23 protein-coding genes are annotated in these 25,684 nt (G+C 62.2%); 17 read left to right on the top strand and 6 right to left on the bottom strand.

Translation table 11 applies throughout. The annotated features are described in order from the left end of the window. The first annotated feature begins 27 nt into the window (after nt 1–27). The 3 genes from CZ338_RS09875 to CZ338_RS09865 are packed head-to-tail and all read left to right on the top strand — an operon-like array spanning nt 28 to nt 4,672. A complete protein-coding gene (locus CZ338_RS09875) occupies nt 28–1,788 on the top strand; it encodes an ABC transporter substrate-binding protein (RefSeq protein WP_235839527.1) in 1,761 nt (586 codons plus the stop codon). Nucleotides 1,789–1,791: 3 nt separating this feature from the next. Beyond that, nucleotides 1,792–2,367: an adenine phosphoribosyltransferase gene (locus tag CZ338_RS09870; protein WP_087118035.1), complete on the top strand. Its 576-nt coding sequence runs from the start codon at nt 1,792–1,794 to the stop codon at nt 2,365–2,367. A 28-nt stretch (nt 2,368–2,395) separates the two neighbouring features. Then, the gene (locus CZ338_RS09865; protein WP_087118034.1) at nt 2,396–4,672 is read left to right on the top strand and encodes a RelA/SpoT family protein; all 2,277 of its coding nucleotides are present in this window, start codon (nt 2,396–2,398) and stop codon (nt 4,670–4,672) included. A 189-nt stretch (nt 4,673–4,861) separates the two neighbouring features. Here the strand turns inward: CZ338_RS09865 and CZ338_RS09860 are convergent, their stop codons facing one another. After that, nucleotides 4,862–5,191, bottom strand: coding sequence for a hypothetical protein (locus CZ338_RS09860; protein WP_087118033.1), 330 nt, complete (start codon nt 5,189–5,191; stop codon nt 4,862–4,864). Nucleotides 5,192–5,590: 399 nt separating this feature from the next. Further along, nucleotides 5,591–6,475: a peptidylprolyl isomerase gene (locus CZ338_RS09855; protein ID WP_087118032.1), complete on the bottom strand. Its 885-nt coding sequence runs from the start codon at nt 6,473–6,475 to the stop codon at nt 5,591–5,593. A 106-nt stretch (nt 6,476–6,581) separates the two neighbouring features. Between CZ338_RS09855 and tpx the strand changes: the two genes are divergently transcribed. The 5 genes from tpx (at nt 6,582) to CZ338_RS09830 (ending at nt 10,671) form a co-directional block, all read left to right on the top strand. Next, nucleotides 6,582–7,082, top strand: coding sequence for a thiol peroxidase (tpx, locus tag CZ338_RS09850; RefSeq protein WP_087118248.1), 501 nt, complete (start codon nt 6,582–6,584; stop codon nt 7,080–7,082). A 41-nt stretch (nt 7,083–7,123) separates the two neighbouring features. Then, entirely contained in the window at nt 7,124–7,786 is a 663-nt protein-coding gene (locus tag CZ338_RS09845) for an MBL fold metallo-hydrolase (protein ID WP_204211915.1), read from the top strand. An 11-nt stretch (nt 7,787–7,797) separates the two neighbouring features. Then, nucleotides 7,798–9,096: a histidine--tRNA ligase gene (hisS, locus tag CZ338_RS09840; RefSeq protein WP_087118031.1), complete on the top strand. Its 1,299-nt coding sequence runs from the start codon at nt 7,798–7,800 to the stop codon at nt 9,094–9,096. A 62-nt stretch (nt 9,097–9,158) separates the two neighbouring features. Then, on the top strand, nt 9,159–9,467 hold the full coding sequence (locus CZ338_RS09835; RefSeq protein ID WP_087118030.1) for a helix-turn-helix domain-containing protein: 309 nt from the start codon (nt 9,159–9,161) through the stop codon (nt 9,465–9,467). A 10-nt stretch (nt 9,468–9,477) separates the two neighbouring features. After that, nucleotides 9,478–10,671 carry a type II toxin-antitoxin system HipA family toxin gene (locus CZ338_RS09830; RefSeq protein WP_087118029.1) on the top strand — a complete coding sequence of 398 codons (1,194 nt, stop codon included), beginning with the start codon at nt 9,478–9,480 and terminating at the stop codon, nt 10,669–10,671. Nucleotides 10,672–10,697: 26 nt separating this feature from the next. On the opposite strand, the gene CZ338_RS09825 is transcribed toward CZ338_RS09830, so the two are convergent. Beyond that, nucleotides 10,698–11,402 (bottom strand): hypothetical protein, encoded by a 705-nt coding sequence (locus CZ338_RS09825; RefSeq protein WP_087118028.1) that lies wholly within the window; start codon nt 11,400–11,402, stop codon nt 10,698–10,700. A gap of 44 nt (nt 11,403–11,446) precedes the next feature. After that, nucleotides 11,447–12,874, bottom strand: coding sequence for an L-serine ammonia-lyase (locus CZ338_RS09820; RefSeq protein WP_087118027.1), 1,428 nt, complete (start codon nt 12,872–12,874; stop codon nt 11,447–11,449). Between the two features lie 144 nt (nt 12,875–13,018). Here CZ338_RS09820 and CZ338_RS09815 point away from each other — a divergent pair, with 144 nt between their 5' ends. From CZ338_RS09815 to CZ338_RS09790, 6 genes are read left to right on the top strand one after another with little or no spacing between them, the layout of a single operon-like run. Next, entirely contained in the window at nt 13,019–14,137 is a 1,119-nt protein-coding gene (locus tag CZ338_RS09815) for an ABC transporter ATP-binding protein (protein ID WP_087118026.1), read from the top strand. A 36-nt stretch (nt 14,138–14,173) separates the two neighbouring features. Continuing rightward, nucleotides 14,174–15,475, top strand: a complete 1,302-nt coding sequence (locus CZ338_RS09810) for a DUF4032 domain-containing protein (protein WP_087118025.1) — start codon at nt 14,174–14,176, stop codon at nt 15,473–15,475. A gap of 10 nt (nt 15,476–15,485) precedes the next feature. Continuing rightward, nucleotides 15,486–16,829: an ABC transporter substrate-binding protein gene (locus CZ338_RS09805; RefSeq protein WP_087118024.1), complete on the top strand. Its 1,344-nt coding sequence runs from the start codon at nt 15,486–15,488 to the stop codon at nt 16,827–16,829. A 30-nt stretch (nt 16,830–16,859) separates the two neighbouring features. Beyond that, the gene (locus tag CZ338_RS09800) at nt 16,860–17,705 is read left to right on the top strand and encodes a carbohydrate ABC transporter permease (protein ID WP_087118023.1); all 846 of its coding nucleotides are present in this window, start codon (nt 16,860–16,862) and stop codon (nt 17,703–17,705) included. A gap of 3 nt (nt 17,706–17,708) precedes the next feature. Next, complete coding sequence (locus CZ338_RS09795) at nt 17,709–18,650, top strand: carbohydrate ABC transporter permease (RefSeq protein ID WP_235839526.1); 942 nt, start codon at nt 17,709–17,711, stop codon at nt 18,648–18,650. Nucleotides 18,651–18,662: 12 nt separating this feature from the next. After that, complete coding sequence (locus CZ338_RS09790; RefSeq protein WP_087118021.1) at nt 18,663–19,328, top strand: MusI family membrane protein; 666 nt, start codon at nt 18,663–18,665, stop codon at nt 19,326–19,328. Between the two features lie 25 nt (nt 19,329–19,353). Here CZ338_RS09790 and CZ338_RS09785 read toward each other — a convergent pair whose 3' ends face one another. Together CZ338_RS09785 and ypfJ are read right to left on the bottom strand one after the other, a co-directional pair. Beyond that, nucleotides 19,354–20,109: a CBS domain-containing protein gene (locus CZ338_RS09785; RefSeq protein ID WP_235839525.1), complete on the bottom strand. Its 756-nt coding sequence runs from the start codon at nt 20,107–20,109 to the stop codon at nt 19,354–19,356. 28 nt (nt 20,110–20,137) lie between these two features. Next, entirely contained in the window at nt 20,138–21,049 is a 912-nt protein-coding gene (ypfJ, locus tag CZ338_RS09780; RefSeq protein ID WP_087118020.1) for a KPN_02809 family neutral zinc metallopeptidase, read from the bottom strand. Between the two features lie 135 nt (nt 21,050–21,184). Here ypfJ and aspS point away from each other — a divergent pair, with 135 nt between their 5' ends. From aspS to CZ338_RS09765, 3 genes are read left to right on the top strand one after another with little or no spacing between them, the layout of a single operon-like run. Then, entirely contained in the window at nt 21,185–23,005 is a 1,821-nt protein-coding gene (aspS, locus tag CZ338_RS09775; RefSeq protein WP_087118245.1) for an aspartate--tRNA ligase, read from the top strand. Nucleotides 23,006–23,062: 57 nt separating this feature from the next. Then, the gene (locus CZ338_RS09770) at nt 23,063–24,193 is read left to right on the top strand and encodes a phosphotransferase (RefSeq protein ID WP_087118019.1); all 1,131 of its coding nucleotides are present in this window, start codon (nt 23,063–23,065) and stop codon (nt 24,191–24,193) included. Beyond that, the gene (locus CZ338_RS09765; protein ID WP_087118018.1) at nt 24,190–25,569 is read left to right on the top strand and encodes a replication-associated recombination protein A; all 1,380 of its coding nucleotides are present in this window, start codon (nt 24,190–24,192) and stop codon (nt 25,567–25,569) included. The genes CZ338_RS09770 and CZ338_RS09765 overlap by 4 nt, the downstream gene beginning before the upstream one ends. Nucleotides 25,570–25,684: the final 115 nt, after the last annotated feature.

Genomic DNA, 25,684 nt, shown 5'->3' with positions numbered 1-25,684 from the left:
GGGAAGAGAAGGGGAGAGGAAACCACTGTGAGACGCAAGCACCTGGTGCAGGTCGCCGCGGTTATCACCGCGTTGGCGACCTTCATGGCAGGATGCTCCGGTTCGAATCCTGAACCGAAGCAGTCGAGCGCAATGGATTATTTCGGCTACCAGCTCACGGTTCCATTGGTGACCACGAACGCCGGCACGAAAATCGGTGAATCGTTGAAGATGCAACGCCTTTCAGGGCGCATCTTCCCGGGCGCTTTCATCCCCGGTCCGTCGGGCCAGCGTATTCCCAACACGGACCTCGTTTCAACGCAGGTGCTCCCAGCTCCCCAGCGGCAGGTGATCTACACCCTCTCTGATCAAGCCGTGTTCTCGGATGGAGTTCCCGTGACATGCGACGACTACGCTCTCGCATTCGCTGCTGGTTCCAACCCGGACATTTTCTCTTCCCACATGCCACAGATGCAGCAGGTGGAGCGCGTGGACTGCACTCCGGGTTCGAAGCAGTTCACGGTGGTGTACCAGCAGGGTAAGGGCGGGCGCTGGCGCGAGCTGTTCAGCGCCGGAACGGTGCTTCCCGCACACGCCATCGCGAAACGCCTTGGTATGGATACCGCTGACCTTACACGTGGACTGGAAGCGAGAGATCCCGACTTGCTTGGCCGCACGGCGGAGGTGTGGCGGTTCGGGTTCGCCCTGAACAAATTCGACCCCGAGCTCCAAGTCTCCTACGGGCCATACAAGATTGAGTCGGTCGGCGAAGAGGGCGAGGTCGTTCTTGTCGCTAACGACACGTACTACGGCGACGCCCCCGAGGTGTCCAAAATCGTGGTGTGGCCGTCATCCAAGGACTCGGCAGAGCTCCAAGCAGCTGGCGCCTTGATGGTGGGCGACCTGGACAACCACAACCCTGAGTGGTTCAAGGCATCACCCGAACCGGATGACGGAGCTAACGCCGACGATGTCCGCACCGGTAAAGACGGCAAAGATGCCGACGCATCCGAGGCGAGCGAGGCAGGCGAGTCACCGTCGTCCGAGACTGCTAACCCCGAGGCCCCGGAGAGCCACCAAGAACTTCAAACCGTCATCGGAGAGATGACGGACACACTCATCTTCGCCTCTGCGGGTCCATGGGCGTACCACGAAAACCGGCAAGCTCTAGCGAAGTGCGTGGATATTCGAGGAGTAGCGGCGGCGTCGTCAAGCGAAGCTGGCATTGAGCTCCCTCCGTCCCCTGTTCACGTGCTCACGCAGAACGATCCGATGTCGCGTCGACTCGAAGATATAGCGAACCCGCACCTCAACGTCGATATCGAAAGTGCCCGGGTTGCGGAGGGCCTCGAGCTTCACATCGGCTACCCGGTGCCTAGTAAGCGCTTGGCGGCCATGGTTGAAGCGATCAGGAAGTCCTGCGAGCCCGCTGGTATCACCGTCACGGACGTGACGGGCAACGGAAAGACACGAGGCGACCTCCTCACCGAGGAACCGGGGTACAACGACCAGGGTGAGATGGACCGGGGAGGCAAGATCGACGCATTCCTCGGGTCTGTGGACCCCATGATGGAATACGAGACTGCGACGTCCCGTTCCGAGGAGCTGCAAAGCTTGCGCGCGGAGGAAAAACGCCTCTGGGATGAAGTGCCGTCGATTCCGCTGTCGCCGCAACCGCGCACCTTCATCGTGGACAACAGCATCAAGAATGTGGTGGTCTACACTGGCCCTGTCGGGATCGGCTGGAACATGGACCGCTGGCACGTTCCCGGTCTGGAACCCACACCGGAACAAAAGGACGGCGAATAGCCCATGACTTCTCCTGAGAACTCGCAACCCACGTACAGGACTGCCCGCGAAGCGTTGGCTGCTCGGATGCGGTACGTGCAGGACTTTCCGGAAAAGGGCGTGCTTTTTGAGGACTTGACTCCCGTGCTGGCTGACGGTGAGGCGCTCAAGGTGGTCATTTCCGAGATGGCCGAGGCCTCCCGTAACCTTGGCGCGGACATGATTGGCGGGCTCGATGCCCGCGGCTTCCTGCTCGGCTCTGCAGTCGCGTACGACATGGGTCTCGGCATTCTGGCCATCCGCAAGAAGGGCAAGCTCCCGCCGCCGGTGATCAGCCAAGAGTACTCGCTTGAGTACGGCGACGCCGCTCTGGAGATCCCCGCTGAGGGCATGAACCTGGAAGGCAAGAGAGTCGTGCTCGTGGATGACGTGCTGGCCACCGGTGGCACCCTCATGGCCGCTCGCGCACTCATTGAGCAGGCCGGCGGCACGATTGCTGGCTGTGTCGTGGTCCTCGAAGTTTCCGGTCTTGGTGGCCGCGAACGCCTCGACGGAATCCCGCTCGTGGTCCTCAACCAAAGCGACGGCGATGCGGCGTAGGGGTGACCGTGTGGCCTAAGCTGGGCGCATGACGTCCCAAGACAGACCGCAACGGCGTTCGGGTTCGTCGATGCGCAGTGTTTCGGCCCGACTCGCCCGGTCACTCACCGGTGGCCGGCCGAAAACGAACCCGGTGATCGAGCCGCTGTACTCGATCCACCGCAAGTACCACCCGAAAGCGAACGCTGAGGAGATCTCGCGCGCTTACGACACTGCGGAGCGGCTCCACGAGGGAGTGCAGCGTAAGTCAGGTGACCCGTACATCACTCACCCGTTGGCGGTGGCCACGATCTGCGCCGAGATCGGCATGGACACCACCACGATCATGGCGGCTTTGTTGCATGACACGGTGGAGGACACCGAGTACTCGCTGGAAGACCTCACTAATGATTTCGGGCCGGAGGTGGCCCGTCTCGTCGACGGCGTGACCAAGCTGGACAAAGTCGCTCTCGGTGCCGCCGCTGAAGCGGAGACGATCCGCAAGATGATCGTGGCCATGTCCCAGGACCCGCGCGTGCTGGTAATCAAGGTCGCCGACCGTCTGCACAACATGCGCACGATGCGCTTCCTGCCGCCTGAGAAGCAGCAGAAGAAGGCGCGCGAGACCCTCGAAGTCATCGCTCCGCTGGCTCACCGCCTCGGTATGGCGACGGTGAAATGGGAGCTTGAGGACCTCGCCTTTGCCATCTTGTACCCCAAGAAGTACGAGGAAATCGTCCGCCTCGTTGCCGAGCGCGCCCCGTCGCGCGACCGTGCGCTGCAAGAGATCACCAACGAGATCCAGGCAGAGCTGAAATCCAACGGGATCAAAGCCGAAGTCATGGGTCGGCCGAAGCACTACTGGTCGATTTACCAAAAGATGGTGGTGCGCGGACGCGACTTCAATGAGATCTTCGATCTCGTCGGTATCCGCGTTCTCGTCGACGATGTCAGTGATTGTTATGCCGCTATCGGCGTCGTGCACTCGTTGTACTCGGCAATGCCGGGGCGGTTCAAGGATTACATCTCCAACCCGCGCTTCGGCGTCTACCAGTCGTTGCACACCACGGTGATGACTAACTCCGGCCGCCCGCTAGAGATCCAGGTGCGCACCCACGAGATGCACTACAACGCTGAGTTCGGAGTCGCCGCCCACTGGCGCTACAAGGAGACGAAAGGCTCCCACAAGGGCGATCAGGCGGAACTGGACCAGATGACGTGGATGCGTCAGTTGCTCGACTGGCAGAAGGAAGCGGCGGACCCGAACGAGTTCCTCGACTCGCTGCGTTATGATCTCACGTCTGCCCAAATCTTCTGCTTCACACCAAAGGGCGATGTGATCAACTTGCCGGCGGGATCCACGCCCGTGGATTTCGCCTACGCCGTCCACACGGAGGTGGGCCACCGCTGTATCGGCGCGAAGGTCAACGGGAAGCTCGTCGCCCTCGAGTCGACACTGAAGTCCGGCGACCGCGTTGAGGTATTCACATCGAAGGACACCAATGCTGGCCCGTCGCGCGATTGGCAGGAATTCGTTGTGTCGCCCCGTGCGCGGACCAAGATCCGCCAGTGGTTTGCCAAGGAGCGACGTGAGGAGCACCTTGAAGCTGGCCGCGATGCACTCGCCGCTGAGGTTCAGCGCGGCGGTCTGCCGATGCACCGCCTGTTCACGGCGGATTCAATGAATAAAGTCGCCGTCCAGCTGCATTACGAGAGCGTCGACGCGCTCTACACAGCCATCGGTTCCGGCCAGGTCTCTGCAAAGCATGTCGTGGGCATGCTCGTGGAAATGTTCGGCGATGAGGACGACGCCGTCGACGCCCTCACCGCGCGCACGCCCATGTCGGAGCTCACCAAAACGCCTTCGCGTATCGACGGCCCCGGCATCCTCGTCGAAGGTTCCCCCGACGTCATGGCCAAACTGGCCCGGTGCTGCCAGCCCGTCCCAGGCGACGAGATCTTCGGCTTTGTCACCCGCGGCGGGGGAGTCTCCGTCCACCGTGTGGACTGCACGAATGCTGAGAAGCTGAAACAGGAATCCGCCCGCCTGATCCAGGTCGAATGGAATAGCGGTTCCCGCCAAGGCGCATCCCTGGCCACCATGCAGCTCGAAGCATTGGACAAGCAGGGCCTGCTCGCGGAGCTCACCCGCGTCCTCAACGATCAGAAGCTGCCCGTCATCGCGTTCAACCACCATTGCGATGACGACCACATTGCCACCGTCCGGTTCACCTTCCAAGTGTCCGACACCAAGCAGCTGGGGACCCTCATGAACCAGATCCGCAACATCGAGGGCGTCTTCGACGTCTATCGCGTCACGGCTTAACAACGGGGACAGCCTAGCCCCGGAACCCTGTGGATCTCGTTTACACTTCGCAGCTCCCACTTCACTATTTCCGCTGGTCGGTTTTCCCGCTGTGTCAACCAGATCCACCGCAACCGATTTAGGAATGCAAAAAGCCGCCACAGCCAATTACCGTGGCGGCTACTTGCGAGCTGAAAGCCCTAAGCGAACCTAGCGCTTGATGTTGAAGTTCTTCTGGGCGAAGTTGATGATGGCGGTAACAGCGCCGAGGATCGACGTGAACAGGGTGATCCAGCCACCGATCTTGGTCGCGGAGAGGATGTACCGGTTCTGCTCCTTGTCGAAAGCGTAGAAGAGGTCAGTCGCATTCTGGGACAGCTGCTTGCCCGAAGAGCCTTCCGGCAAAGGGTGGCCGTTAACATCGGTTGCGACGGTGGGGTTCGACGCATTCGTCTCAGCGAATGCCGGTGCGGCGACAACGCCGGAGAAGGAAACGGTTGCAGCAGTAGCAGCGGCGAGGAGGCCCTTGCGGATCTTCATAGGGACTGACCTTTCGGAGTGAAGCTCGTATTGACGTGGATCACTCTACAGCCGAGGTTTAGGGGCTGCAAGGGCCGAAGTGAGGGCCTATCCAGCTTCAAAAGCATTCTCTCAGGTTGTCTTTAGCGGCAGTGTTTCAAGTCTGTGACGCATGTTGCAGGAGTTATTAGCCTAGTGGGATGTGAGCGGGTTCTGGACGGGATCTTTTGTCGATCGTCACTGATGGGAAGGGGAGAGGTGGGGGATTGAGGGGCTCGTCGATAAGCTGTGTGCTCGCTGCGCGCTGTTATTGAAACCTTAAATTCTGGACAAAGAAGACCCGCCGTGTGTGACTAACATCACGCTCGGCGGGTTTGTGGGAGGTGTAAAAGGTGGGGTTCTGACCCCGCTAGGAAGAGGCTAGGCGACCTGTGCGCTGGTGATCTTCACTTCTTCCTTCGGGGCACCGTCACCTGGTCCCATCATCATGGCTTCTTCTTCGGATGCGGGCTCGGCGATGCCAGCTTCCGCGATCTTGTCCAGGGTGGCCAGGCCTTCTTCGTTGATGGAACCGAAGTAGGTGTAGGCGGGCGGCAGCGGGGAGTCGCCGTAGTTCAGGAAGAACTGGGACCCGTTCGTGTTCGGGCCGGAGTTGGCCATTGCGATGGTGCCGCGCTCGTAGAGGACGGTCGGCTGGTCCTTTTCGGCGTCGCCGTCAGCCGGGTACTCGTCCGGGAACGAGAAGCCAGGGCCGCCGCTGCCGGTTCCGCTCGGGTCGCCGCACTGGAGGACGTGGATGCCTTCGGTGGTGAGGCGGTGGCAGACGGTGTCGTTGTAGTAGCCCTCTTTAGCAAGGTACTCGATGGCGTTCACGGTGCACGGTGAAACAGAACGGTCCAGAGTCATGCCGATCGGTCCGGCGGTGGTGTCCAGAGTGATGTCGACGGTGCCCTCAGTGGACACGCCCTCGGCCTGAGGAAGCCCCTTGTAGAACTCGCCCTGACCATCCTCGGTGTAGGTACACGTCACGGTCGGGTCGAGCGGCGTGGAGCGCTGCTTGCTCAGAGCGACCGGCTCCATCACCTCGGACGGCTCGGTTGATGCGGTGGACTCGTCTTCGGCAACGACATCCTCGTCCGAACCCCACGTGGCGGCGAGGTAAATGCCTCCGCCGACGAGGGCGATGATCAGTAGAGCCATCGCCGCGATGGTCCACGGTTTGGTCTGTTCTTTACGGTCGCGGGACTTTAGCTCGCGGTCAAGTTCCTTCAGGGCGTCTTTGCCGCGCTGCGCGTTATTGCTCACGGACTTCGGCCTCCATCAAGTGAGTCAGGGTGGTCAGATGGGTAAATACAGTATCAGTAGCTGGTGAACGCTCCATGCGGGCGCTCACGCCTTTATGCTGGGCGCCATGGCAGACATCTCTTTCCGCACTGAGCCCACGACCACCTCCGGCGAGCTTCCCGCAGTGGGAGGCAGCCTTCCGTCTTTTGAACTTGTCGGCGGCGACATGCAGCCGGTCACTGACGCAGATTTCGCTGGCAAACGCATCGTCTTGAACATCTTCCCGTCGGTGGACACCGGTGTGTGCGCGCAGTCCGTGCGCCGCTTCAACGAGCTCGCCGCCGGCTTCGACAACACCGTCGTACTGTGCGTGTCCAAGGACTTGCCGTTCGCCCAGCAGCGCTTCTGCGGGGCGGAGGGCATTGAGAACGTTGTCAGCGCATCCGCATTCCGCTCCACGTTCGGTGAAGACTACGGCGTGATCATGGAGGGCTCGCCCATCAAAGGGTTGCTCGCTCGTTCCGTTGTGGTCACGGATGCCGACCACAACATCGTCCATACGCAGCTTGTCGACGACATCGCGGACGAGCCCGATTACGACGCCGCCGCCCAAGCGCTGTCGAAGTAACGCGGCGCTGACGCTCATGGGTGCCGTCTACACTGGCGGCCATGCAGATCGCAGGATTCACCGCAGGGCCGTTCGGCACCAACACGTACGTCGTCATCTCCTCTGAGAGCGCGGAAGGCGAGGCGCCCGAGGCGTTCGTGATCGACCCGGGCAAGGATTCACACGCACAGGTACTGAAGGTCGTGGAAGAAGCCAGGGCAGATCTCACCGCCGTCGTCCTGACTCACGGCCACATCGACCACACGCGCGACTGCGCCGAATTCGGTGTGCCGGTCTACATCCACCCCGACGATGAGGTGATGCTCGACCCGAAGTGGGGCGCACCCGGCGACTTTGGCCGCATCTTCGAGGTTTCTTCGATGAAGCAGCCGGAGGACCTGCGGTACCTGAAGGCGGGGGAGACTATGACGGTCGCGGGGATGGACTTCCGTATCGTCCACGCACCCGGCCACTCGCCTGGTTCGTCGCTGCTCATCGCCCAAGATGAGAATGTTGTCTTTGCTGGCGACGTTCTTTTCGCCGGATCCATCGGCCGCACGGACTTGCCGCTCGGCGACCCGGCTGCCATGGACCGCACCCTCGCTGGCCCTGTGTGGGACCTGGATGACGCGCTCACCGTGTTGCCCGGCCACGGGCCCGCAACGACCGTGGCCCAAGAGCGCGCGACAAACCCGTATCTCAGCGCAGCCGGGCGTTCACGCTAAGATCGACCGACGTGAGCGATACCCAGCAGAAAGCCGAGAAGTTCAAACCCCTCTCCGCGCCGAAGGGGGTGCCGGACTATGTCCCGCCGGCGTCCGCCACCTTCCACGCGGTCCGTTCGGAGTTTGTGAACCAGGCCCATCTCGCCGGGTACCAGCACATCGAGCTGCCCATCTTCGAGGACACGACGCTCTTCGCCCGTGGTGTCGGCGAATCCACGGACGTGGTGTCCAAGGAGATGTACACCTTCGCTGACCGCGGCGACCGCTCCGTCACTCTGCGCCCCGAGGGCACCGCGGGTGTCATGCGCGCGGTCATCGAGCACAATCTCGACCGCGGTCAGCTGCCGGTCAAGCTCAACTACTACGGCCCGTTCTTCCGTTACGAGCGCCCGCAGGCGGGCCGCTACCGCCAATTGCAGCAGGTCGGTGTCGAGGCGATCGGCGTCGACGATCCGCTTCTCGACGTCGAAGTCATCGCCCTCGCCGACCGCTGCTACCGCGAGATCGGGCTTAGCGGCTACCGCCTCGAGCTGACCAGCCTGGGCGACAAGAATTGCCGCCCGGCGTACCGCCAGAAGCTGCAGGACTTCCTCCTCGATCTGCCGCTCGATGAGGAGACCCGCCACCGTGCGCAGATCAACCCGCTGCGCGTCCTCGACGACAAGCGCCCGGAGGTCCAGGAGATGACCGCGGATGCGCCGCTCATGCTCGACCACCTGGACGACGATTGCCGCGAGCACTTCGAAACCGTCACCGGATCCCTCGACGATCTGGGCATCGCGTACACAATCAACCCGCGCATGGTCCGCGGCTTGGATTATTACACCAAGACGTGCTTCGAGTTCGTCCACGACGGCCTCGGCGCGCAATCCGGCATCGGCGGCGGTGGACGCTACGACGGCCTGATGGCGCAGATCGGCGGGCAGGATCTCTCCGGCATCGGTTTCGGCCTCGGCGTCGACCGCGCTGTTCTTGCTTTGGAGGCGGAGGGCATCACGCTCGACGGGGTGGACCAACGCGTCGAAGTCTACGGTGTCGCGATCGGGCCTAAGGCCACCAAGAAGATGGCCAAGCTTATCGACGAACTCCGCCACAACGGCATCCCCGCCGACATGGCCTACGGCGGCCGCGGCCTCAAGGGAGCGATGAAGGGCGCCGACCGCTCCGGTGCACACACCGCTCTCGTCCTCGGCGACCGCGAACTCGAATCCGGCGAGATCACCGTGAAGAACCTGCGCGACCAGTCGCAGAAGACTGTTGCGCTGGATGTCCACGAGATCATCGACGCGATCTATCTCCCTCAGGATTAAGCTAAAGGATGCTTACTCTTACAAGGTTTCTTCCGTAGGAATCTTTCGCTAAAGTCGGGCGCGTGAAATACACCCCGACCCCAGTCCGCCGTGGACTGCGCACCATCGGCGAGAACATCCGGAACCAGCGCAAGCTGCTCGGCTTGACCGTCACCATGGTCGCCGAGCGTGCCGGCATCTCCGCGCCTACGCTGAGCAAGCTGGAGAACGGCCAGGGCGCTGGACTAGATGCCACGTTGGCGGTGCTGAAGGTGCTGGGCCTAATGGAGGGTGTCGTCACGGCCACCGACCCCTATGAGACAGATGTGGGGCGCTTGCGGGCGGCGGAGAAGCTGCCCGAGCGTGTCCGTGTTCCGAAGTTCGAGGACTAGGGGGGCAGCTATGACGAGCAGCGGCAAGATCGCGGTGACAACCGTGCTGAACGGCGACGAGGTGCTCGCGGGGCATGTGTACCGTACGCGGTCTTCGGCTTCGTTCGCTTACGATCAGTCGTATCTGGAGCGGCCGAACGCGTTCGCTCTCGCGCCGTCGCTCGGGCTTTTCGCCGGGCCACAGCCGATCTTCCCGGCCAACCCCTTCAGCGATTCCGCACCGGACACATGGGGAAGAAAAGTGCTCATGCGGGCGGCTGGGAGGACTCTGGATGAAGTTTCTCTCCTACTCGGAGTCAACGACCACGGCCGCCAGGGAGCGACACGGTTCTGGGTCGACGGGGTTGCAGTTGCTGACGGTGAAGGCGTGCCTGGCGAACATGAGCTAGCGGAGGTACTTCGCACCGCGGACCAGGTTCAACGCGGCGAGAAAAACATCCCGGAACGCACCATCCGGAGACTGTTCCGTGCGACCGGCTCGCTAGGTGGCGCTCGACCGAAGGCCAACGTCCTTCGTGGTGGCGACCTGTGGCTCGCTAAGTTTCCCAAACCAGTTGGGGACGACTGGAATGTCATCGCCTGGGAAGCCGCGATCCTCGATCTGATGGCAGCCGCCGGGATCGCGGTGGCTCCGCACGAAACCACGATGTTCTCTGTCGACGGTGAAGAGCGAACCGTCCTTTTTGTGCGCCGTTTTGACCGTAGAACCAACGGAGACCGCATTCCTTATATGTCAGCGATGACTGCTCTCGAAGCATCCGACGGCGAAGGCGGGGACTGGGTGGACCTCGTAGAGTGGGCTCGCCTTAACGGTGCCGACTCTGCTGAATTGTGGCGCCGAGCCGTGTTCGGAGTGCTCGTCGGAAACGTCGATGATCACCTACGCAACCACGGTTTCCTCAGGTGGAACGGCTCATGGAGCCTTTCACCCGCGTTCGACGTAAACCCAACGCCCGACAGTGAAGGCGATGCGCATGAGCTTGCTCTCGACGGTGAAACACAGTTGGCTCTCTCGCATTTCACAGATCCGGCAGTTCTGGATCTTTTCGGGCAAAAGATTGATCCCTCGTGGCTACGACAACTGAGTGACGCGCTGGCACAAGCCGCTGCGCGGGCATCGGCTCATGGTGCCAGCGCTTTCAGTATTGCCGTTATGGAGGAACGATTCAACAGGGCAAGGGATGGAATCAAGCAGATTTTATAACTCCAACTCCTATGGATTTGAACAGATTATTCAAACTCCTTGAATGCTTTGCGAGCGCTGAGGATGGTGGTGTGCGCGATGGCGTAGTTGCTGGCTCCGCCGATAGCGGCGCCAAACCCGAAAGGAAGTATCTTTCCTAGTTGGATCACTCCGCGCTGGCTGAATTTCGTGACAAAGTAGGGACCCAGTTTCTTATTGATCGCTCGTACAGAGTGCATAGGAATCTGCTCCACAGCTTTCTTGCCCAGATGTTGCCCAGTCGTTTCGGCCGCGCGGGTGGCGATTCCTGTCGCGCTCCCACCTAATAACACAGTCATAACGAGTGCTCGTTGCCGTTCAATGTCTTCGACATCAAGCTCGTACAGGTTGGCAAGAGAGAGAATGTATCTCGACGCACTGGTGAAGAACCACACCAAGTCCCCGGAAGCTGCTGCTAATCCCACCAGAGTGCCAACGCCTGGTGCCGCGCTGGTAGCACCGGTTGCTACACCAGTGACCGTGACGCTCTGACGAAAATCTCGCTCCAGCTGGTTGGCGATTTCGCTTCTACTTGCGTTCGGGTTCTTGCTGTGAAGTTTTTCGATGCGTCGAGCCCCAGGATTCACGGCTTTCACTAAAGCGTCATCCAAAGCTTTCATCACGGGATGCGTTTGAATCTGGTCAGCGTTCTGTGAAGTATCGCTCTGGCCTTTCTCTCTCGACTCAGCTCCATTAACATCCTTAGATTCCAAAGCAAACCTCCAAACTGAATCCGTACATGGCCGCTTTCGATCAGTCAGCACTCCGTGATGTTCACCGGGAAGCCGAGCTGAACTGCAAGGCCGCCGACGGAAGTCTCCTTGTACTTGGTCATCATGTCGCGGCCGGTGGCGGCCATGGTCTCTACTGCGTCGTCGAGGGAGACGATGTTGGTTCCGTCGCCCCACTTAGCCAGCCGGGCGGCGTTGATTGCTTTGACAGCGCCGATGGCGTTGCGCTCGATGCAAGGCACCTGCACAAGACCTCCGACCGGATCGCAGGTGAGGCCGAGGTTGTGCTCGAGGGCGATCTCCGCGGCGTTCTCCACCTGCGCGGGAGTGCCACCGAGAATGGCGCACATGCCAGCGGCAGCCATGGCTGAAGCTGACCCGACCTCGCCCTGGCAGCCGACCTCGGCACCGGAAATGGACGCGTTGGTCTTGATGATCGCGCCGATTGTTCCCGCGGTCAGTAGAAACTCGCGGGCGCGCTCCGGAGTGAAGTCGGCGGTAAAGTCGCGGCAGTAGTGCATGACAGCCGGGATGATTCCGGCTGCGCCGTTCGTGGGAGCGGTGACCACGCGGCCGTGCGCGGCGTTCTCCTCGTTGACGGCGAGGGCGTAGAGGTTCACCCACTCCATCGCGTCGAGGCCCTCCGAGTTGTGCCGCTGCTGCTCGCTGGTGAGCATCGCGTGTAAACGCGGAGCACGCCGGCGAACGTTCAAGCCGCCGGGGAGAGAGCCGTCGGTAGTGATGCCGTTTTTCACACACTCCTGCATGACGGACCAGACTTCGTCCAGATGAGTCGTGAATTCGGTCTCTCCGCGCTGGATGCGTTCGTTGTGCGCCATGACATCGGCGATGGAGAGCCCGGTGCGTTCGCACACGGCGAGGAGATCGGCAGAGGAATCGTAGACGTATGTCGCTTCTGCGCCGGCGGGGTCCTCATCCTCGGCGACCGCGGTTGCAGCCGCGATACCGGTGTTTGCTCCCTCCTCAGCGGCCTCATTCATTTCTGCGCGGTCCATAATGAAACCGCCGCCGACGGAGTAGTACTCGTTGCGGCTGGCCAAGCGGGTGCCGTCGGCGTCCCAGGCGTCGAAGATGAGGCAGTTAGGGTGCTCCGAAACCGGCTTGGGGTTGAACGTGAGCGAATAGGCGACTGTGCCGTCGGGGCCGCTGATTTCGCCTGTGGCGGGGATGGGGGTGCCAGGGACCGGCTCGACCGTCTGGTCGGTGGTCAGGGGAGTGTATCCGACCAAGCCGAGAAGAACCGCTCGGTCGGTGCCGTGGCCGACACCCGTTGCAGCGAGGGACCCGCGCAGCTCAATATGCACCTCGGCGGGCATCTCACCGAGCTTTTCCACGAACGCCGCGCTCGCCCTCATCGGGCCGACTGTGTGGGAGGACGACGGGCCGATACCGATGCTGAATAGATCGATAACACTGACGCGGTGCGAGGACATGACACCGAGGGTAAACGCGGGGGTATCGGGGGCACAAACGGCCAACCGGGCATTCTTTATGCCCGAAATGTCCGGTGTTAGGGTCATCTTAAAGGTTCAATACAAAACCCGATGAGTTTGTGCTAGCTGACAGAGGAGAAGCACATGGCCACAGTGACTTACGACAAGGCGACGAGGATTTATCCGAAGGCGGAGAAACCGAGCGTCGATAAGCTCGATCTTGAGATTGCGGACGGTGAGTTCCTCGTCCTCGTCGGGCCTTCCGGCTCCGGTAAGTCGACCGCGCTGCGCATGCTCGCGGGCCTGGAGGAGACCAACGAGGGGCGCATCCTGATCGGCGACCGGGACGTGACCAACGAGTCCCCGAAAGACCGCGACATCGCAATGGTCTTCCAGAACTACGCGCTGTACCCGCACATGACCGTGCGCGAGAACATGGGCTTTGCTCTGAAGATCGCAGGAATGGAAAAGGGCGAGATCGACCGCCGCGTCGAGGAGGCCGCTAAGACTCTCGACCTGACGGAATACCTCGACCGCAAGCCGAAGGCTCTATCCGGAGGCCAGCGCCAGCGTGTGGCCATGGGCCGCGCGATCGTGCGTGAACCGCAGGTCTTCCTCATGGACGAGCCACTGTCCAACCTGGATGCGAAGCTGCGTGTGCAGACCCGCACCCAGATCGCCAGCCTGCAGCGCCGCATGGGCGTGACCACGATCTACGTCACGCACGATCAGACTGAGGCCTTGACCATGGGAGACCGAATTGCCGTGCTCAACTTCGGAGTGCTGCAGCAGGTGGGAACCCCGCGCGAGCTGTACGAACAGCCGGATAACGTGTTCGTTGCCGGCTTCATTGGCTCCCCGGCGATGAACTTGTCCACGTTCAACGTCGAGGGCAATGTGGCGACCCTTGGCGGCGCGTCGATCCCGCTTTCCCCGGAGCAGGTCCAGGCGCTGACCCCCGAGGACAACAACCAGGTCATCCTCGGTTTCCGACCGGAGGCTCTGACCGTCGTGCCCGATAACACGGAGCACACCGTGCCGGTCGAGGTCGATTTCATCGAGGAACTCGGTTCGGATTCGTACCTGTACGGTCACCTCGTTGGAGGCGGATGGCGCGAGGAAGGCACCGATGACTCCGCAGCCGGCCAGATCGTGGTTCGCGTGGCGCCGATGTCCGGCATCAAGGGAGGCGACATCATTCATGTCGCGGTGAACGAGGGCGGCCTGCACGTGTTCTCCAAGGCGACCGGGAAGAGGATTTAATCCCTGCCGCGCAGGTGCCGCGGGGGTGAAGTAGCCATGTCCGAGAAGATGAGCGTCCAGTCGCCGGTCTACGCGAAAGCGTTGCTCGGCCTGCCATGGGCGATCCCGCTCGAGGACTGGCCGGCTGAACTTCTGGCGGCGTTTCCGCGGGGTATTTCGCGCCATACGGTGCGGCTCATCTCCTCGGACGGAATGGCGTTGGCGGTCAAGGAGATCGGCGAGACTGTCGCTTACCACGAGTACCGCACGCTGAAAAAGCTCCGCGACCTAGACCTTCCGTGCGTGAAGCCAGTCGCGGTGATTGCGCACCGCACCGGCGGCGCACGCGATGAGGAGCTCACTCCGTGCCTGGTCACGGAGCACCTCGAGTTCTCACTGCCGTACCGCGATGTGTTCAGCCGCGCGCTGGGACCGGAGACGGTGAACAAGCTGATTCGGGCGCTGGCGGTGCTGCTCGTGCGACTCCACCTGCTCAATTTCTACTGGGGCGATGTCTCCTTGTCCAATACCCTGTTCCGCCGCGACGCTGACGAGTTCTCCGCGTACCTCGTCGACGCGGAAACGGGCGAGTTCCATGAGCCGCTTTCCGAGGGGCGCAGGCTTTACGACGTCGAGGTCGCCCGCGTCAACATCATCGGCGAGCTCATGGACCTTCAAGCGGGCGGGCTTATCGGCGGCGACGTGGACGTCATCGCCCTCGGCAACGCCGTCGACGCCATCTACCACGAACTGTGGGGCCTCATGACAGAGGAGCTGGTTGTGGAAGGCGACGCGTTCGGTCAAATCGCAGAGCACGTGGAAAAGATCCAGTCACTCGGCTTCGACATCGGTGAGACCGAGATCAGCCACGAGACCCGCCCAGCTGTGGGAGAAGACGGTCAGCCCACCGGCGAGAACATCGACGTCTACCGGGTGAGCATCGAGCCAGCCGTGTTCTCCACCGGCTTCCACCGCCGCAAACTGAAGCAGCTCACCGGCCTCGAAGTGCAGGACAGGCAGGCGCAGCGCCTTCTCGGCGAGATGGAGGTCTACCGAGCACTCCATCAAGACGGCGAGGTGTCCCAGCAAGACGTCGCACTCGACTGGCTGGTGAACCGCTACGAGCCGGTTGTCGCGCTCACCCCGCCAGAACTACGCGCGAAGCTCGAGCCAGCCCAAGTCTTCCACGAGATCCTCGACCACCGATGGTTCATTTCCGAAAACGAGCACCGGTACGTGCGTCTCGACGAAGCAGCCGAGTCCTATTTCCGCACCATCTTGCCCGACCGGCCGGATGAGGCCCGGATCTACACCGCCGAAGAACTCCACGAACCTGAAAAAACGACTCACAACGAATGAGGTGCATTCCATGCAACCAACCACCCGTGCACTAGCGGCTGTCGCCGCCGTCGGGTTGAGCGCCTCGGTGCTGACCGCGTGCGGGCAAAACAACGGACCGAGCGTCTACTACCTGAACTTCAAGCCCGAGCAATCTCAGCAGTTCGAGCAAATCGCCGAAGAGTACACGGCCGAGACAGGAGTCCCGGTCAAGGTAGTCACAGCTGCCTCCGGTTCGTACATGCAAACGCTGAAGGCCGAGATGGCCAAGACCAATGCGCCGACGCTGTTCCAGATCAACGGCCAGGAAGGCTACGGCATCTGGAAAGACTACTTGGCGGATATGTCCGACTACGAGATTGCGCAAGCGCTGCAAGAGGACGCTCAGCCGATCACTAACGCCGAGGGCGGCATCGTGGGTGTTCCGTTCGCGATGGAGGGCTTTGGCATTCTCTACAACGAAGAGATCCTGGACGCCTATTTCGCGCTGCCGGGCGCAAAGGTCGGCTCCATGGAGGAGCTCAACTCCTTCGAGGACCTCAAGGCTGTCGCAGAGGGCATGCAGGCGCGCAAGGACGAATTGGGCATCGAGGGCGCGTTCGCCGCGACGTCGCTCGCCGCAGGCGAAGAGTGGCGCTGGACGAACCACTTGATGAACGGACCGATCCACTACGAGATTGAGGACCGCGGTGTCCAGGATTTCTCCGACCTGGCTGACTTCGAGTTCACCTACGGCGACAACTACCGCGACCTCCTCGACCTGTACCTGCAGAACTCCACGGTCAAGCCCAGCCTGGCTTCCGCCCGCGCGGTGTCGGACTCCATGGCGGAATTCGCCACCGGCAAGGCCGCGATGGTCCAGAACGGCAACTGGGCATGGGACCAGATCTCCGAGGAGGGCGGCAACGTGGTCAAAGAGGACAAGATCAAGTTCATGCCCATGTACATGGGACTGCCGAACGAAGAGAATGTCGGAATCAACGTGGGCACCGAGAACTTCCTCTCCGTGAACAAGAAGGCGAGCGAAGAAGACCAGAAGGCCACCCGCGATTTCCTCAACTGGCTCTTCCTGTCCGAGCGCGGCAAGGAACTCGTGGTCAACGACCTCGGCTTCATCGCGCCGTTCCAGAACTACGGTGTCGACGACGTGCCTAACGACCCGCTGGCCCGCCAGGTGCAGGAAGCGCTGAGCGACGACACCACCGAAGCCCTCCCGTGGGACTTCCAGTACACCCCCAACCAACAGTTCCGCGACCTGTTTGGGCAGAACCTCGCGCAGTATGCCAACGGAAATATGCCGTGGGAGGACCTCGTGAGCAAGCTCAAAGAGGACTGGAACTACGAGATGGCCAACCAGATCGCCTTGATGGATTAGGCGGACCGGGAGCAACCAAGGGACCACACCATGCAAGAGACACTGAAGAAATACTTCCCGATCTTCGTGCTGCCGACACTCATCGCATTCGGTATCGCGTTCTTCGTGCCGTTCATTGTCGGAACGGCGCTATCATTCACCGACTTCACCACTATCACCGATGCCACCTGGGTCGGACTGGACAACTACGCACGAGTCTTTTCCGAGCGTGAAGGATTCGTGTCGGCGTTGCTGTTCACCATTCTGGTGGCAGTAGTGTCCATCATCACCGTCAACGTCATCGCGTTCGCTATCGCTTGGACGCTGACACGCAAACTGCGCGGCACCAACTTCTTCCGCACGGTCTTCTTCATGCCGAACCTCATCGGCGGCATCGTGCTCGGCTACACCTGGCAGTCCATGATCAACGCGGTGCTGGCCAACTACGAGACGACGATCTCCGCTGACTGGCGTTTTGGCTACGCAGGCTTGATCATGCTGATGAACTGGCAGCTCATCGGATACATGATGATCATCTACATCGCGGGTCTGCAAAATGTCCCGCCTGAGCTGATTGAAGCCGCTGAGATCGACGGCGTGTCCAAGTGGGAGGAGTTGCGCCACGTGACCATTCCGCTGATGATGCCGTCCATCACCATCTGCCTGTTCCTGACTCTGTCCAACACGTTCAAGGTGTACGACCAGAACTTGGCGCTCACGGATGGCGCACCCGGCGGCCAGACCGAAATGGTCGCCCTCAACATCGTCAAAACCATGTTCAACCGAGTGGGCGCCGAAGGCGTGGGCCAGGCGAAGGCAGTCATCTTCGTCGTCGTTGTCGTCGCCATCGCAATGTTCCAGCTGCGCGCCACCCGCAGCAGGGAAGTGGAGGCATAAACAATGACTACGAGTATCAACGCGACAGATAAGGCTCCGTCAAAGGTGAGGAGCAACAGCGGGGTGAACGCGCCGTCGAAAAGCGATAAGCGCGCCGCCGACGAGTCAACGGTCTCTAGCGGCGCCAAGGTGCTGATCTACGCGGTGCTGGTCTTCCTCACCATCGTGTTCCTGGGGCCGATCTTCTTCATCCTCCTGAACTCGTTCAAAGACCGCTTCGCCATTTCCACCAACCCGTTCGCGCTGCCGGTCGGGGAGCTGTGGGCAGGGCTGACCAACTACATCACCGGCGTGCAGGGAGAAGGCTTCGGCTGGGCGATCGTGTGGTCGTTCGTGATCACGATCAGCTCCGTCGTGGTGATCGTGTTCTTCTCCGCGATGACCGCCTACTACATCACCCGTGTGAAGACGTGGTGGACGAACGCCCTCTACTACGCGTTCGTGTTCTCCATGGTCATCCCGTTCCAGATGGTCATGTTCCCCACCGTGGTCATTGCGGACCGCCTCGGACTGGCCAACCCGCTGGGCATGGTGGTGCTGTACCTCGGCTTCGGCGCGGGACTGTCGGTGTTTATGTTCTCCGGATTCGTGAAATCCATCCCGCTGGAGATCGAGGAGGCGGCCTACATCGACGGCTGCTCCCCGCTGACGACCTTCTTCCGTGTGGTCCTGCCGATGCTCAAGCCAACAGCGATCACCGTGGCAATCCTCAACGCAATGTGGATCTGGAACGACTACCTCCTGCCGTACTTGGTCATCGGCCTGTCCACCCCGTACCGCACGATCCCGGTGGTGATTCAGCAGTTCATCGGCTCGCAGGGAGACCGCGACCTTGGCGCCATGATGGCCATGCTGGTGCTGGCGATCACCCCGATCATCATCTTCTACGTCGCCGCCCAAAAGCACATCATCGAAGGTGTGGCCGCGGGCGCCGTGAAGGGCTAGCCGCGCCGACAGATGCAGTTCTTCCACCCCGACTCGAAGTTCATGGCGGCGTTCACGCTGCTCGCGGACATCGTCATCCTCAACATGCTGCTCGTGGTCACCTCGCTTCCGGTGGTCACCGGCGGCGCTGCGTGGCGGGCCGCCAACGTCGTGGTGGGGGACATGGTGCAGGGACGCGGTTCCCGGTACGCACTTCAGTTCATCCGGCAGCTCACCGTGCGGTGGAAGACGGTGAGCCTCTATTGGGTGCTCCTGCTGCTTGCTGGGGGATTGCTCGTCTACCAGCAGTTCGTCGTGTTCCAGGCGGGGATCAGCGGTTTCGCCCTCACCGCGATCCAGGCTTTGGCGCTCGCCGGGGCATTCATCATTGCGGGGATCAGCGTCTGGTTCTTCGCGCTGGCGTCCCTGCCTAGTCGTGGTGACGGGACCCGCGCCCGCGCAACCATCAGCGCGAAACCCGCGTTTCGCCCGTTAGCCGCGGCATCGATTCAGTTGATGTTCCGCTTCCTCGGACGCACCGCGGTTGCCGTGGCCATCCTCGTTGGCGCTGTGTGGGCGGTATTTGCCCTGCCCGTCGCGCTTTCTGTGCCCCTCGTCTTCTTCTTCGTGCCCGCCGTGGCCCTGTACCTGGTGCGACTTGTTTTGGCGGGGGCGCTGGGCCAGGAGCTTGGGGACTAGCGCGGGGCTCAGTCAGCGGCGGGCTTTAAGCGGCGTCGTACAGCGCCGCTAGATTCGACGGCGTGATCACGCACAACGGCTGCTGGTTGTCGTGACCGTGCTCGGTGATGATGACTAGGCGGGGGAGCGTCAGCTTATCGCCGGGGGAGGTGAGCGCGGCGATCGCTTCCACAGCTGTAGCCGTGCGCGGAAGGAACACGGCGTTGTCTTTGCGCTCGTTGAAGGCGAGGACATCGCCGATCGCCGTGTTGGTGATTGTGTCGCCTGATTTCAGCTCGTCCGCGAGCCACCGCGCGATGGTGTTCGTGGTCAGCACACCCACGCATTGCTTGCCCTGATAGATGGGGAACTGGGAGATGCCGGTGTCCCGGATGGCCTTCAGCGCCTCGTGTACGTCCTCGTCGGGGGCGAAAGTGACCACGTCTTGGTGCCCGATGACATCGGTGGCCAAGGCTGGGTGGAGGAGCTGGTCCCGGATGGCCTCAATCTCGGCGACGGTTTCCGGCAGCGGTTCCGCGATCGGGCGGAAGTCCTGGTATTCGCCGTGGCTGATCGCGTTGCGCAGACCTGCGAATTCTTTCAGGTCATTCGCCTGCGCGGTGGTGACAATGTGGCGTTTCTCCGCTTTAGAGACCATCCAGTTGAAGCTGTCGGTCTTCTTCGCGTCGAGCGCCGCGCGAAGGAAACCTTCGATCTCGTTGAAGGCCGCGAGGAACGGCACGGCACGGTTACGCGGGGCAATGCTTATCGACGTCTCCGTTGTTCCCCTATCCTGCGTCATCCCGTACCTCTGCTCCTGTTAGCTAAATTTATTCCTGGTATGCGCCGCGGTTGAGAGTGTCGCACTTGGCCAGGGAACCGGACTGGTAACCAGTGAGGAACAGTTTCTGGCGCTGTTCAGAGGAGCCGTGGGTCCACGCGTCAGGGTTGACTTGGCGGCCGGACTGTTCCTGGATGTGGTCGTCGCCGATCGCGCGGGCGGTCTGGACAGCCTGCTTGACCTGCTCTTCGGTGATCGGTTCAAGCATGGCGTCATCGCCCTTGTCTGCGCGGGATGCCCACACGCCAGCGTAGCAGTCAGCCTGCAGTTCGATGGCGACGGCTGCGGAGTCTTCGCCCGGGTTGTTGTAGTCGCTCAGACCCAGCGTGCCTTCAAGGTTTTGAATGTGGTGGCCCCATTCGTGGGCGACAACGTACATCTGGGAGAGGGAACCGTCGGAACCGCCCATGCGCTCAAGCTGGTTGTAGAAGCCGACGTCGAGGTAGATCGTCTTGTCGCGGGGGCAGTAGAACGGGCCGGTGTCGGCGGTAGCGAAACCGCAGCCGGTCTGCACATCATTCTTGAACATCTGCATGCTCGGCATGGAGTAGTCGACGTTCGCCTGCTCGGGGAGAACACCGCTCCAGATCTTGTTCAGGGAGTCCGCTGTAGCAGCCGCGCGGCACTCTGCAATCTCGTTGACCGCGCCTTCACGCTGGCATTGGGCGAGGTCAAATCCCTCGCTGCCTTGGCCGCTGTGCTGGCCTTGGCCTTGGTTTTGCGGTGCCGGCGCAGTACCGCCGCCGCCTCCGCCTAGGAGGAAGAACAGCGCGAGCAGCACGAGTGTGCCCAATCCGCCGCCGCCGACCATGATGGGCATGCCTCCACCGCCGCGGCGGCCGGAACCGCCGGAGGTGCTCACTCCTTGACCCGAGGGGGTCACACCGCTCTTGAACGTCATAGGTGAATTGTGCCACAACCTAGCGCGGCTTCCATGGGGGACTGTCGTTCCCAGGGAGTGGTCGGGAGCGGTGCGGCCATTCGGTAGACTCGCGGAAGTTAAGAGAAGCAATTGTGGAAGGACGTTGAGGACACCGTGCTGCGCACTCACCTTGCGGGGGATCTTCGTAAAGAAATGGACGGCCAGACCGTCACACTGACTGGTTGGGTAGGCCGCCGCCGCGACCACGGTGGCGTGATCTTCATCGACCTGCGCGACCGTTCCGGTTACGCCCAGGTGGTCTTCCGTGAATCTGATGTGGCTGAGGCTGCTCACGACCTGCGCAGCGAGTACTGCATCAAGGTCACTGGTGTGGTTGAACCGCGTCCGGAAGGCTCCGCGAACCCGAACCTCGCATCGGGCGAGATCGAGGTCAACGCCACCGAGCTGGAGGTGCTGTCCACCTCCGCACCGTTGCCGTTCCAGGTGGAGGACTTCTCCTCCAGCGAGGTCGGCGAAGAGACCCGTCTGCGTTACCGCTATCTGGACCTGCGCCGCGAGCGTCAGGCGGAGGCGCTGCGTCTGCGTTCCAAGGCGAACAAGGCTGCGCGCGATGTGCTGAACAAGCACGAGTTCGTTGAGATTGAGACTCCGACGTTGACCCGCTCCACCCCGGAGGGCGCACGCGACTTCCTCGTGCCGGCTCGTCTCCGCCCGGGCACCTGGTACGCGTTGCCGCAGTCCCCGCAGCTGTTCAAGCAGCTGCTCATGGTCTCGGGTATGGAGCGCTACTTCCAGATCGCGCGCTGCTACCGCGACGAGGACTTCCGCGCTGACCGTCAGCCGGAATTCACCCAGCTGGACATCGAGGCGAGCTTCGTCGACCAGGACGACATCATCGAGCTCGCCGAAGAGATCCTCGTGGAGCTGTGGAAGCTCATCGGCTACGAGATCACCACTCCGATCCCGCGCATGACGTACAAGGAAGCGATGGAGAAGTACGGCTCGGACAAGCCGGACCTCCGCTTCGACATCCAGCTGGTGGAGTGCACCGAATTCTTCAAGGACACGCCTTTCCGCGTGTTCCAGAACGAGTACGTGGGTGCCGTGGTCATGGAAGGCGGCGCTTCCCAGCCGCGTCGTCAGCTCGACGCATGGCAGGACTGGGCGAAGCAGCGCGGCGCCAAGGGTTTGGCATACATCCTCGTGCAGGAGGACGGCGAGCTGACCGGTCCGGTGGCCAAGAACATCACCGATGAAGAAAAAGCGGGCATCGCAGAGCACGTCGGCGCTAAGCCGGGCGACTGCATCTTCTTCGCTGCGGGCGACACCAAGTCCTCCCGCGCCCTGCTCGGCGCCGCTCGCGGCGAGATCGCGAACAAGCTCGGCCTGATCAAGGACGGCGACTGGGCGTTCACCTGGGTCGTCGACGCTCCGCTGTTCGAGCCGGCAGCTGACGCTACCGCGTCCGGCGATGTCGCGCTGGGCCACTCCCAGTGGACCGCAGTGCACCACGCCTTCACGTCGCCCAAGCCGGAGTACCTGGATACCTTTGACAAGGAGCCGGGCGAGGCGCTCGCGTACGCCTACGACATCGTCTGCAACGGCAACGAGATCGGCGGCGGCTCCATCCGTATCCACAACCAGGACGTGCAGAAGCGCGTCTTCGACGTGATGGGCATCAACGACGAGGAGGCACAGGAGAAGTTCGGCTTCCTGCTCGACGCATTCTCCTTCGGTGCTCCGCCGCACGGCGGCATCGCGTTCGGCTGGGACCGCATTGTGTCCCTGCTCGGCGGCTTCGACTCCATCCGCGATGTCATCGCCTTCCCGAAGTCTGGCGGCGGCGTCGACCCGCTTACCGACGCACCGGGGACCATTCCGGCCGCCCAGCGCAAGGAGACCGGCGTGGACTTCAAGCCGGAGAAGAAGGATTCCGGCGCTGACGGTGAGGGCGCAGCGAAGGCGGAGAACTAGGCAAAGGATAAAGCCGTTGGCAGGCGGTGTTTCACCCCTGCCAACGGCGGGCCTGACATGCTGGACACCGAAGAGATCATCGCCACCGCACAAGCGGTGCTGAACCACCGGTACGGTGGGAAGCAGCAACTCACCGATCCAGAGGAGCTGGGCGGAACCGGTGGCGCGACGGTGCTGCGCCTGCGGGTGGCTAATAACCCAGTTTTCCCGCACCGGTCTGTCGTGGTGAAGTACTCCCCGCACACTGACGATGTGGTCGACGACGCGGCATTCGTGAGGGAGGTGGTCGCGTACCAATTCACGACGTCGTTAAGCGAAGATGTGCGTCCTGGGCCTGTCCTCCTCGGCTACGACATCGCGCGCCGCACCCTGATTTTGTCGGATGTGGGCAACGGTGAGACCTTCGCCGATTTGCTCGAGCAGTCCGACGACGACGCACGTGTGCGTCTGCTGCGGAATTTAGGAACGTCGCTGGGCAAGATGCACGCCGCAACAGCGGGGGCGGAGACGAGCTTCAGCATTCTGCTTGCCCGAATGGTGCGCTCCATCGACGGAGCGAGGGACATCCAGATCCAGCGGGAAGCGATGCTGGAGAACCGAATCCAAGAAGGCTTGGACATCATCCGGGAGGCAGGGATCGAGGTTCCCGCTGATGTCGCGGCCGTCGCCGACACCGTACAGGTCCGTATGCTGCACGGCGGCTCCCGCGCATTCACCCCGTTCGACCTCTCTCCGGACAACATCATCTTCGCGGAGCGGGCACAGTTCCTCGATTACGAGTGGGCCGGTTTCCGCGACGTCATTTTCGATATTGCCGGGGTGATCGCGGGCTTCCCGCAATACATTTCAGCGCGTCCAATCAGCGAGCGCGAGACCGCGGTGTTCCTCGAAGCCTGGGTGGCGGAGGTCAGCGGGATCTGGCCTTCGGTGCTCAACCACGACACGCTGCAGGCGCGCATCACAGCCGCGTTGGTCGGGTGGGCGTTCTTCAGTGCGTCGATCTTGGACTACGCGGACGCCGCCGCTTCGGACGTCGGCGGGGGACGCGACGAAGCTGAAGCCCGCTTGATTCGCCGGGATGTCGCCGGAACATTTGAGGCGCTCGCGCGTTACGCCGAGGCAGGCACGGAACCGGCGTACGGGGTGGTGGCTGAGTTCGCGCGCCGCGTTGTGGAGTGGCTGGCATGACCCAGGGCGGGCTGTTCACGGATCCGACTAGCGGGAGTACAGAAAGCTCGCAGCGCGCTGGGTCGGGTACGGCCGCGTCAAGGGGCACCGCATTTTTCGACGCGGGCTCGGCGGCGCCGCTCGCCGCGCGCATGCGTCCGCGCAGCCTCGATGAGCTAGTGGGGCAGGAGCACCTGCTCGGACCGGGCCGCCCGCTGCGGCGCCTTGTTGAGGGTTCCGGCGAAGCGTCCGTGATTCTCTACGGACCGCCAGGGACGGGCAAGACGACCATCGCGTCATTGATCGCTGGTGCGATGGGGCAGAATTTCGTGGGTCTGTCCGCGTTGTCTTCGGGGGTGAAGCAGATTCGCGAGGTGCTCGAGGGCGCCAAGCAGGATCTCGTGCGCGGGCAGCGGACGGTTCTCTTCATCGACGAGGTGCACCGGTTTTCCAAGACGCAGCAGGACGCGCTGCTTGCCGCGGTGGAGAACCGCACGGTGCTGCTCGTCGCCGCAACGACGGAGAACCCGTCGTTCAGCGTCGTCGCGCCTTTATTGTCGCGGTCGTTGCTGCTCAAACTCGAATCGCTCGATGACGACGGGATCCGCACGGTCCTCGACCGCGCAGTGGCCGACGAACGCGGGCTGAATGGACGGGTGACGCTCAGCGACGACGCTCGGGAGCAGCTCGTGCTCCTCGCCGGGGGTGATGCCCGCCGAGCACTGACGTACCTCGAAGCCGCGGCGGAGGGCGCCGAGGACGGGGCGATCACGCTCGAGGTCGTGCAGAACAGCGTCGACCGGGCGGTGGTGCGCTACGACCGCGACGGCGACCAGCACTACGACATCACTTCGGCGTTCATCAAATCCATCCGCGGTTCGGACGTGGACGCGGCGTTGCACTACCTCGCCCGCATGATCGAGGCGGGGGAGGACCCGCGGTTCATCGCGCGTCGCCTGGTCATCCACGCTTCCGAAGACATCGGGATGGCGGACCCGACCGCTTTGCAGACCGCGACTGCTGCGGCGAACGCCGTCCAGTTCATCGGCATGCCGGAAGGCCGCCTCGCCCTTGCCCAAGCCACCATCCATTTGGCCACCGCACCCAAGTCGCCGTCCGTGATCAAAGCGATTGACGCCGCGCTTGTCGACGTCCGCGCAGGTCACTCCGGCCCCGTCCCGCCCCACTTGCGCGATGGACATTACGAAGGGGCGAAGAAGATCGGTCACGCCGTCGGCTATATCTACCCCCACGACGATCCGCGGGGTGTGGTCCAGCAGCGCTACATGCCCGAGGGACTCGACGAGGCCCGCTATTACCAACCCACCGACCACGGAGCGGAAAAACGCATCCAGTCCTACTCGGACCGGTTGCGGGAAATGGTCAGGGGAGAATAGGCGCGGGGGCGCAGTGAGGCGTCGATAAGCGAAGTGCCCGTGAGCTGGTGACCGTGAGTGCTCGTGGCGCGGGTAAGGTGTACCCACGAGAAACGCACTATCAACGCATCAGACT

It is taken from the genome of Corynebacterium urinipleomorphum, from assembly GCF_900155535.1.
In the GTDB taxonomy this organism is placed as follows: Bacteria; Actinomycetota; Actinomycetes; order Mycobacteriales; family Mycobacteriaceae; genus Corynebacterium; species Corynebacterium urinipleomorphum.
The sequence above is the reverse complement of the archived record's forward strand: the minus strand, read 5'-3'. Positions and strand labels throughout refer to the sequence as shown.

Bases quoted from the DNA above. Each gene is read 5' to 3' on its own strand.
- CZ338_RS09800 (WP_087118023.1), top strand. From the start codon at position 16,860: ATGCAAGAGACACTGAAGAAATACTTCCCGATCTTCGTGCTGCCGACA.
- CZ338_RS09795 (WP_235839526.1), top strand. From the start codon at position 17,709: ATGACTACGAGTATCAACGCGACAGATAAGGCTCCGTCAAAGGTGAGG.
- tpx (WP_087118248.1), top strand. From the start codon at position 6,582: ATGGCAGACATCTCTTTCCGCACTGAGCCCACGACCACCTCCGGCGAG.
- CZ338_RS09805 (WP_087118024.1), top strand. From the start codon at position 15,486: ATGCAACCAACCACCCGTGCACTAGCGGCTGTCGCCGCCGTCGGGTTG.
- CZ338_RS09785 (WP_235839525.1), bottom strand. From the start codon at position 20,109: ATGACGCAGGATAGGGGAACAACGGAGACGTCGATAAGCATTGCCCCG.
- CZ338_RS09770 (WP_087118019.1), top strand. From the start codon at position 23,063: ATGCTGGACACCGAAGAGATCATCGCCACCGCACAAGCGGTGCTGAAC.
- CZ338_RS09860 (WP_087118033.1), bottom strand. From the start codon at position 5,191: ATGAAGATCCGCAAGGGCCTCCTCGCCGCTGCTACTGCTGCAACCGTT.
- CZ338_RS09765 (WP_087118018.1), top strand. From the start codon at position 24,190: ATGACCCAGGGCGGGCTGTTCACGGATCCGACTAGCGGGAGTACAGAA.
- CZ338_RS09830 (WP_087118029.1), top strand. From the start codon at position 9,478: ATGACGAGCAGCGGCAAGATCGCGGTGACAACCGTGCTGAACGGCGAC.
- CZ338_RS09865 (WP_087118034.1), top strand. From the start codon at position 2,396: ATGACGTCCCAAGACAGACCGCAACGGCGTTCGGGTTCGTCGATGCGC.
- CZ338_RS09810 (WP_087118025.1), top strand. From the start codon at position 14,174: ATGTCCGAGAAGATGAGCGTCCAGTCGCCGGTCTACGCGAAAGCGTTG.
- CZ338_RS09845 (WP_204211915.1), top strand. From the start codon at position 7,124: ATGCAGATCGCAGGATTCACCGCAGGGCCGTTCGGCACCAACACGTAC.
- CZ338_RS09815 (WP_087118026.1), top strand. From the start codon at position 13,019: ATGGCCACAGTGACTTACGACAAGGCGACGAGGATTTATCCGAAGGCG.
- CZ338_RS09790 (WP_087118021.1), top strand. From the start codon at position 18,663: ATGCAGTTCTTCCACCCCGACTCGAAGTTCATGGCGGCGTTCACGCTG.
- CZ338_RS09820 (WP_087118027.1), bottom strand. From the start codon at position 12,874: ATGTCCTCGCACCGCGTCAGTGTTATCGATCTATTCAGCATCGGTATC.
- CZ338_RS09870 (WP_087118035.1), top strand. From the start codon at position 1,792: ATGACTTCTCCTGAGAACTCGCAACCCACGTACAGGACTGCCCGCGAA.
- ypfJ (WP_087118020.1), bottom strand. From the start codon at position 21,049: ATGACGTTCAAGAGCGGTGTGACCCCCTCGGGTCAAGGAGTGAGCACC.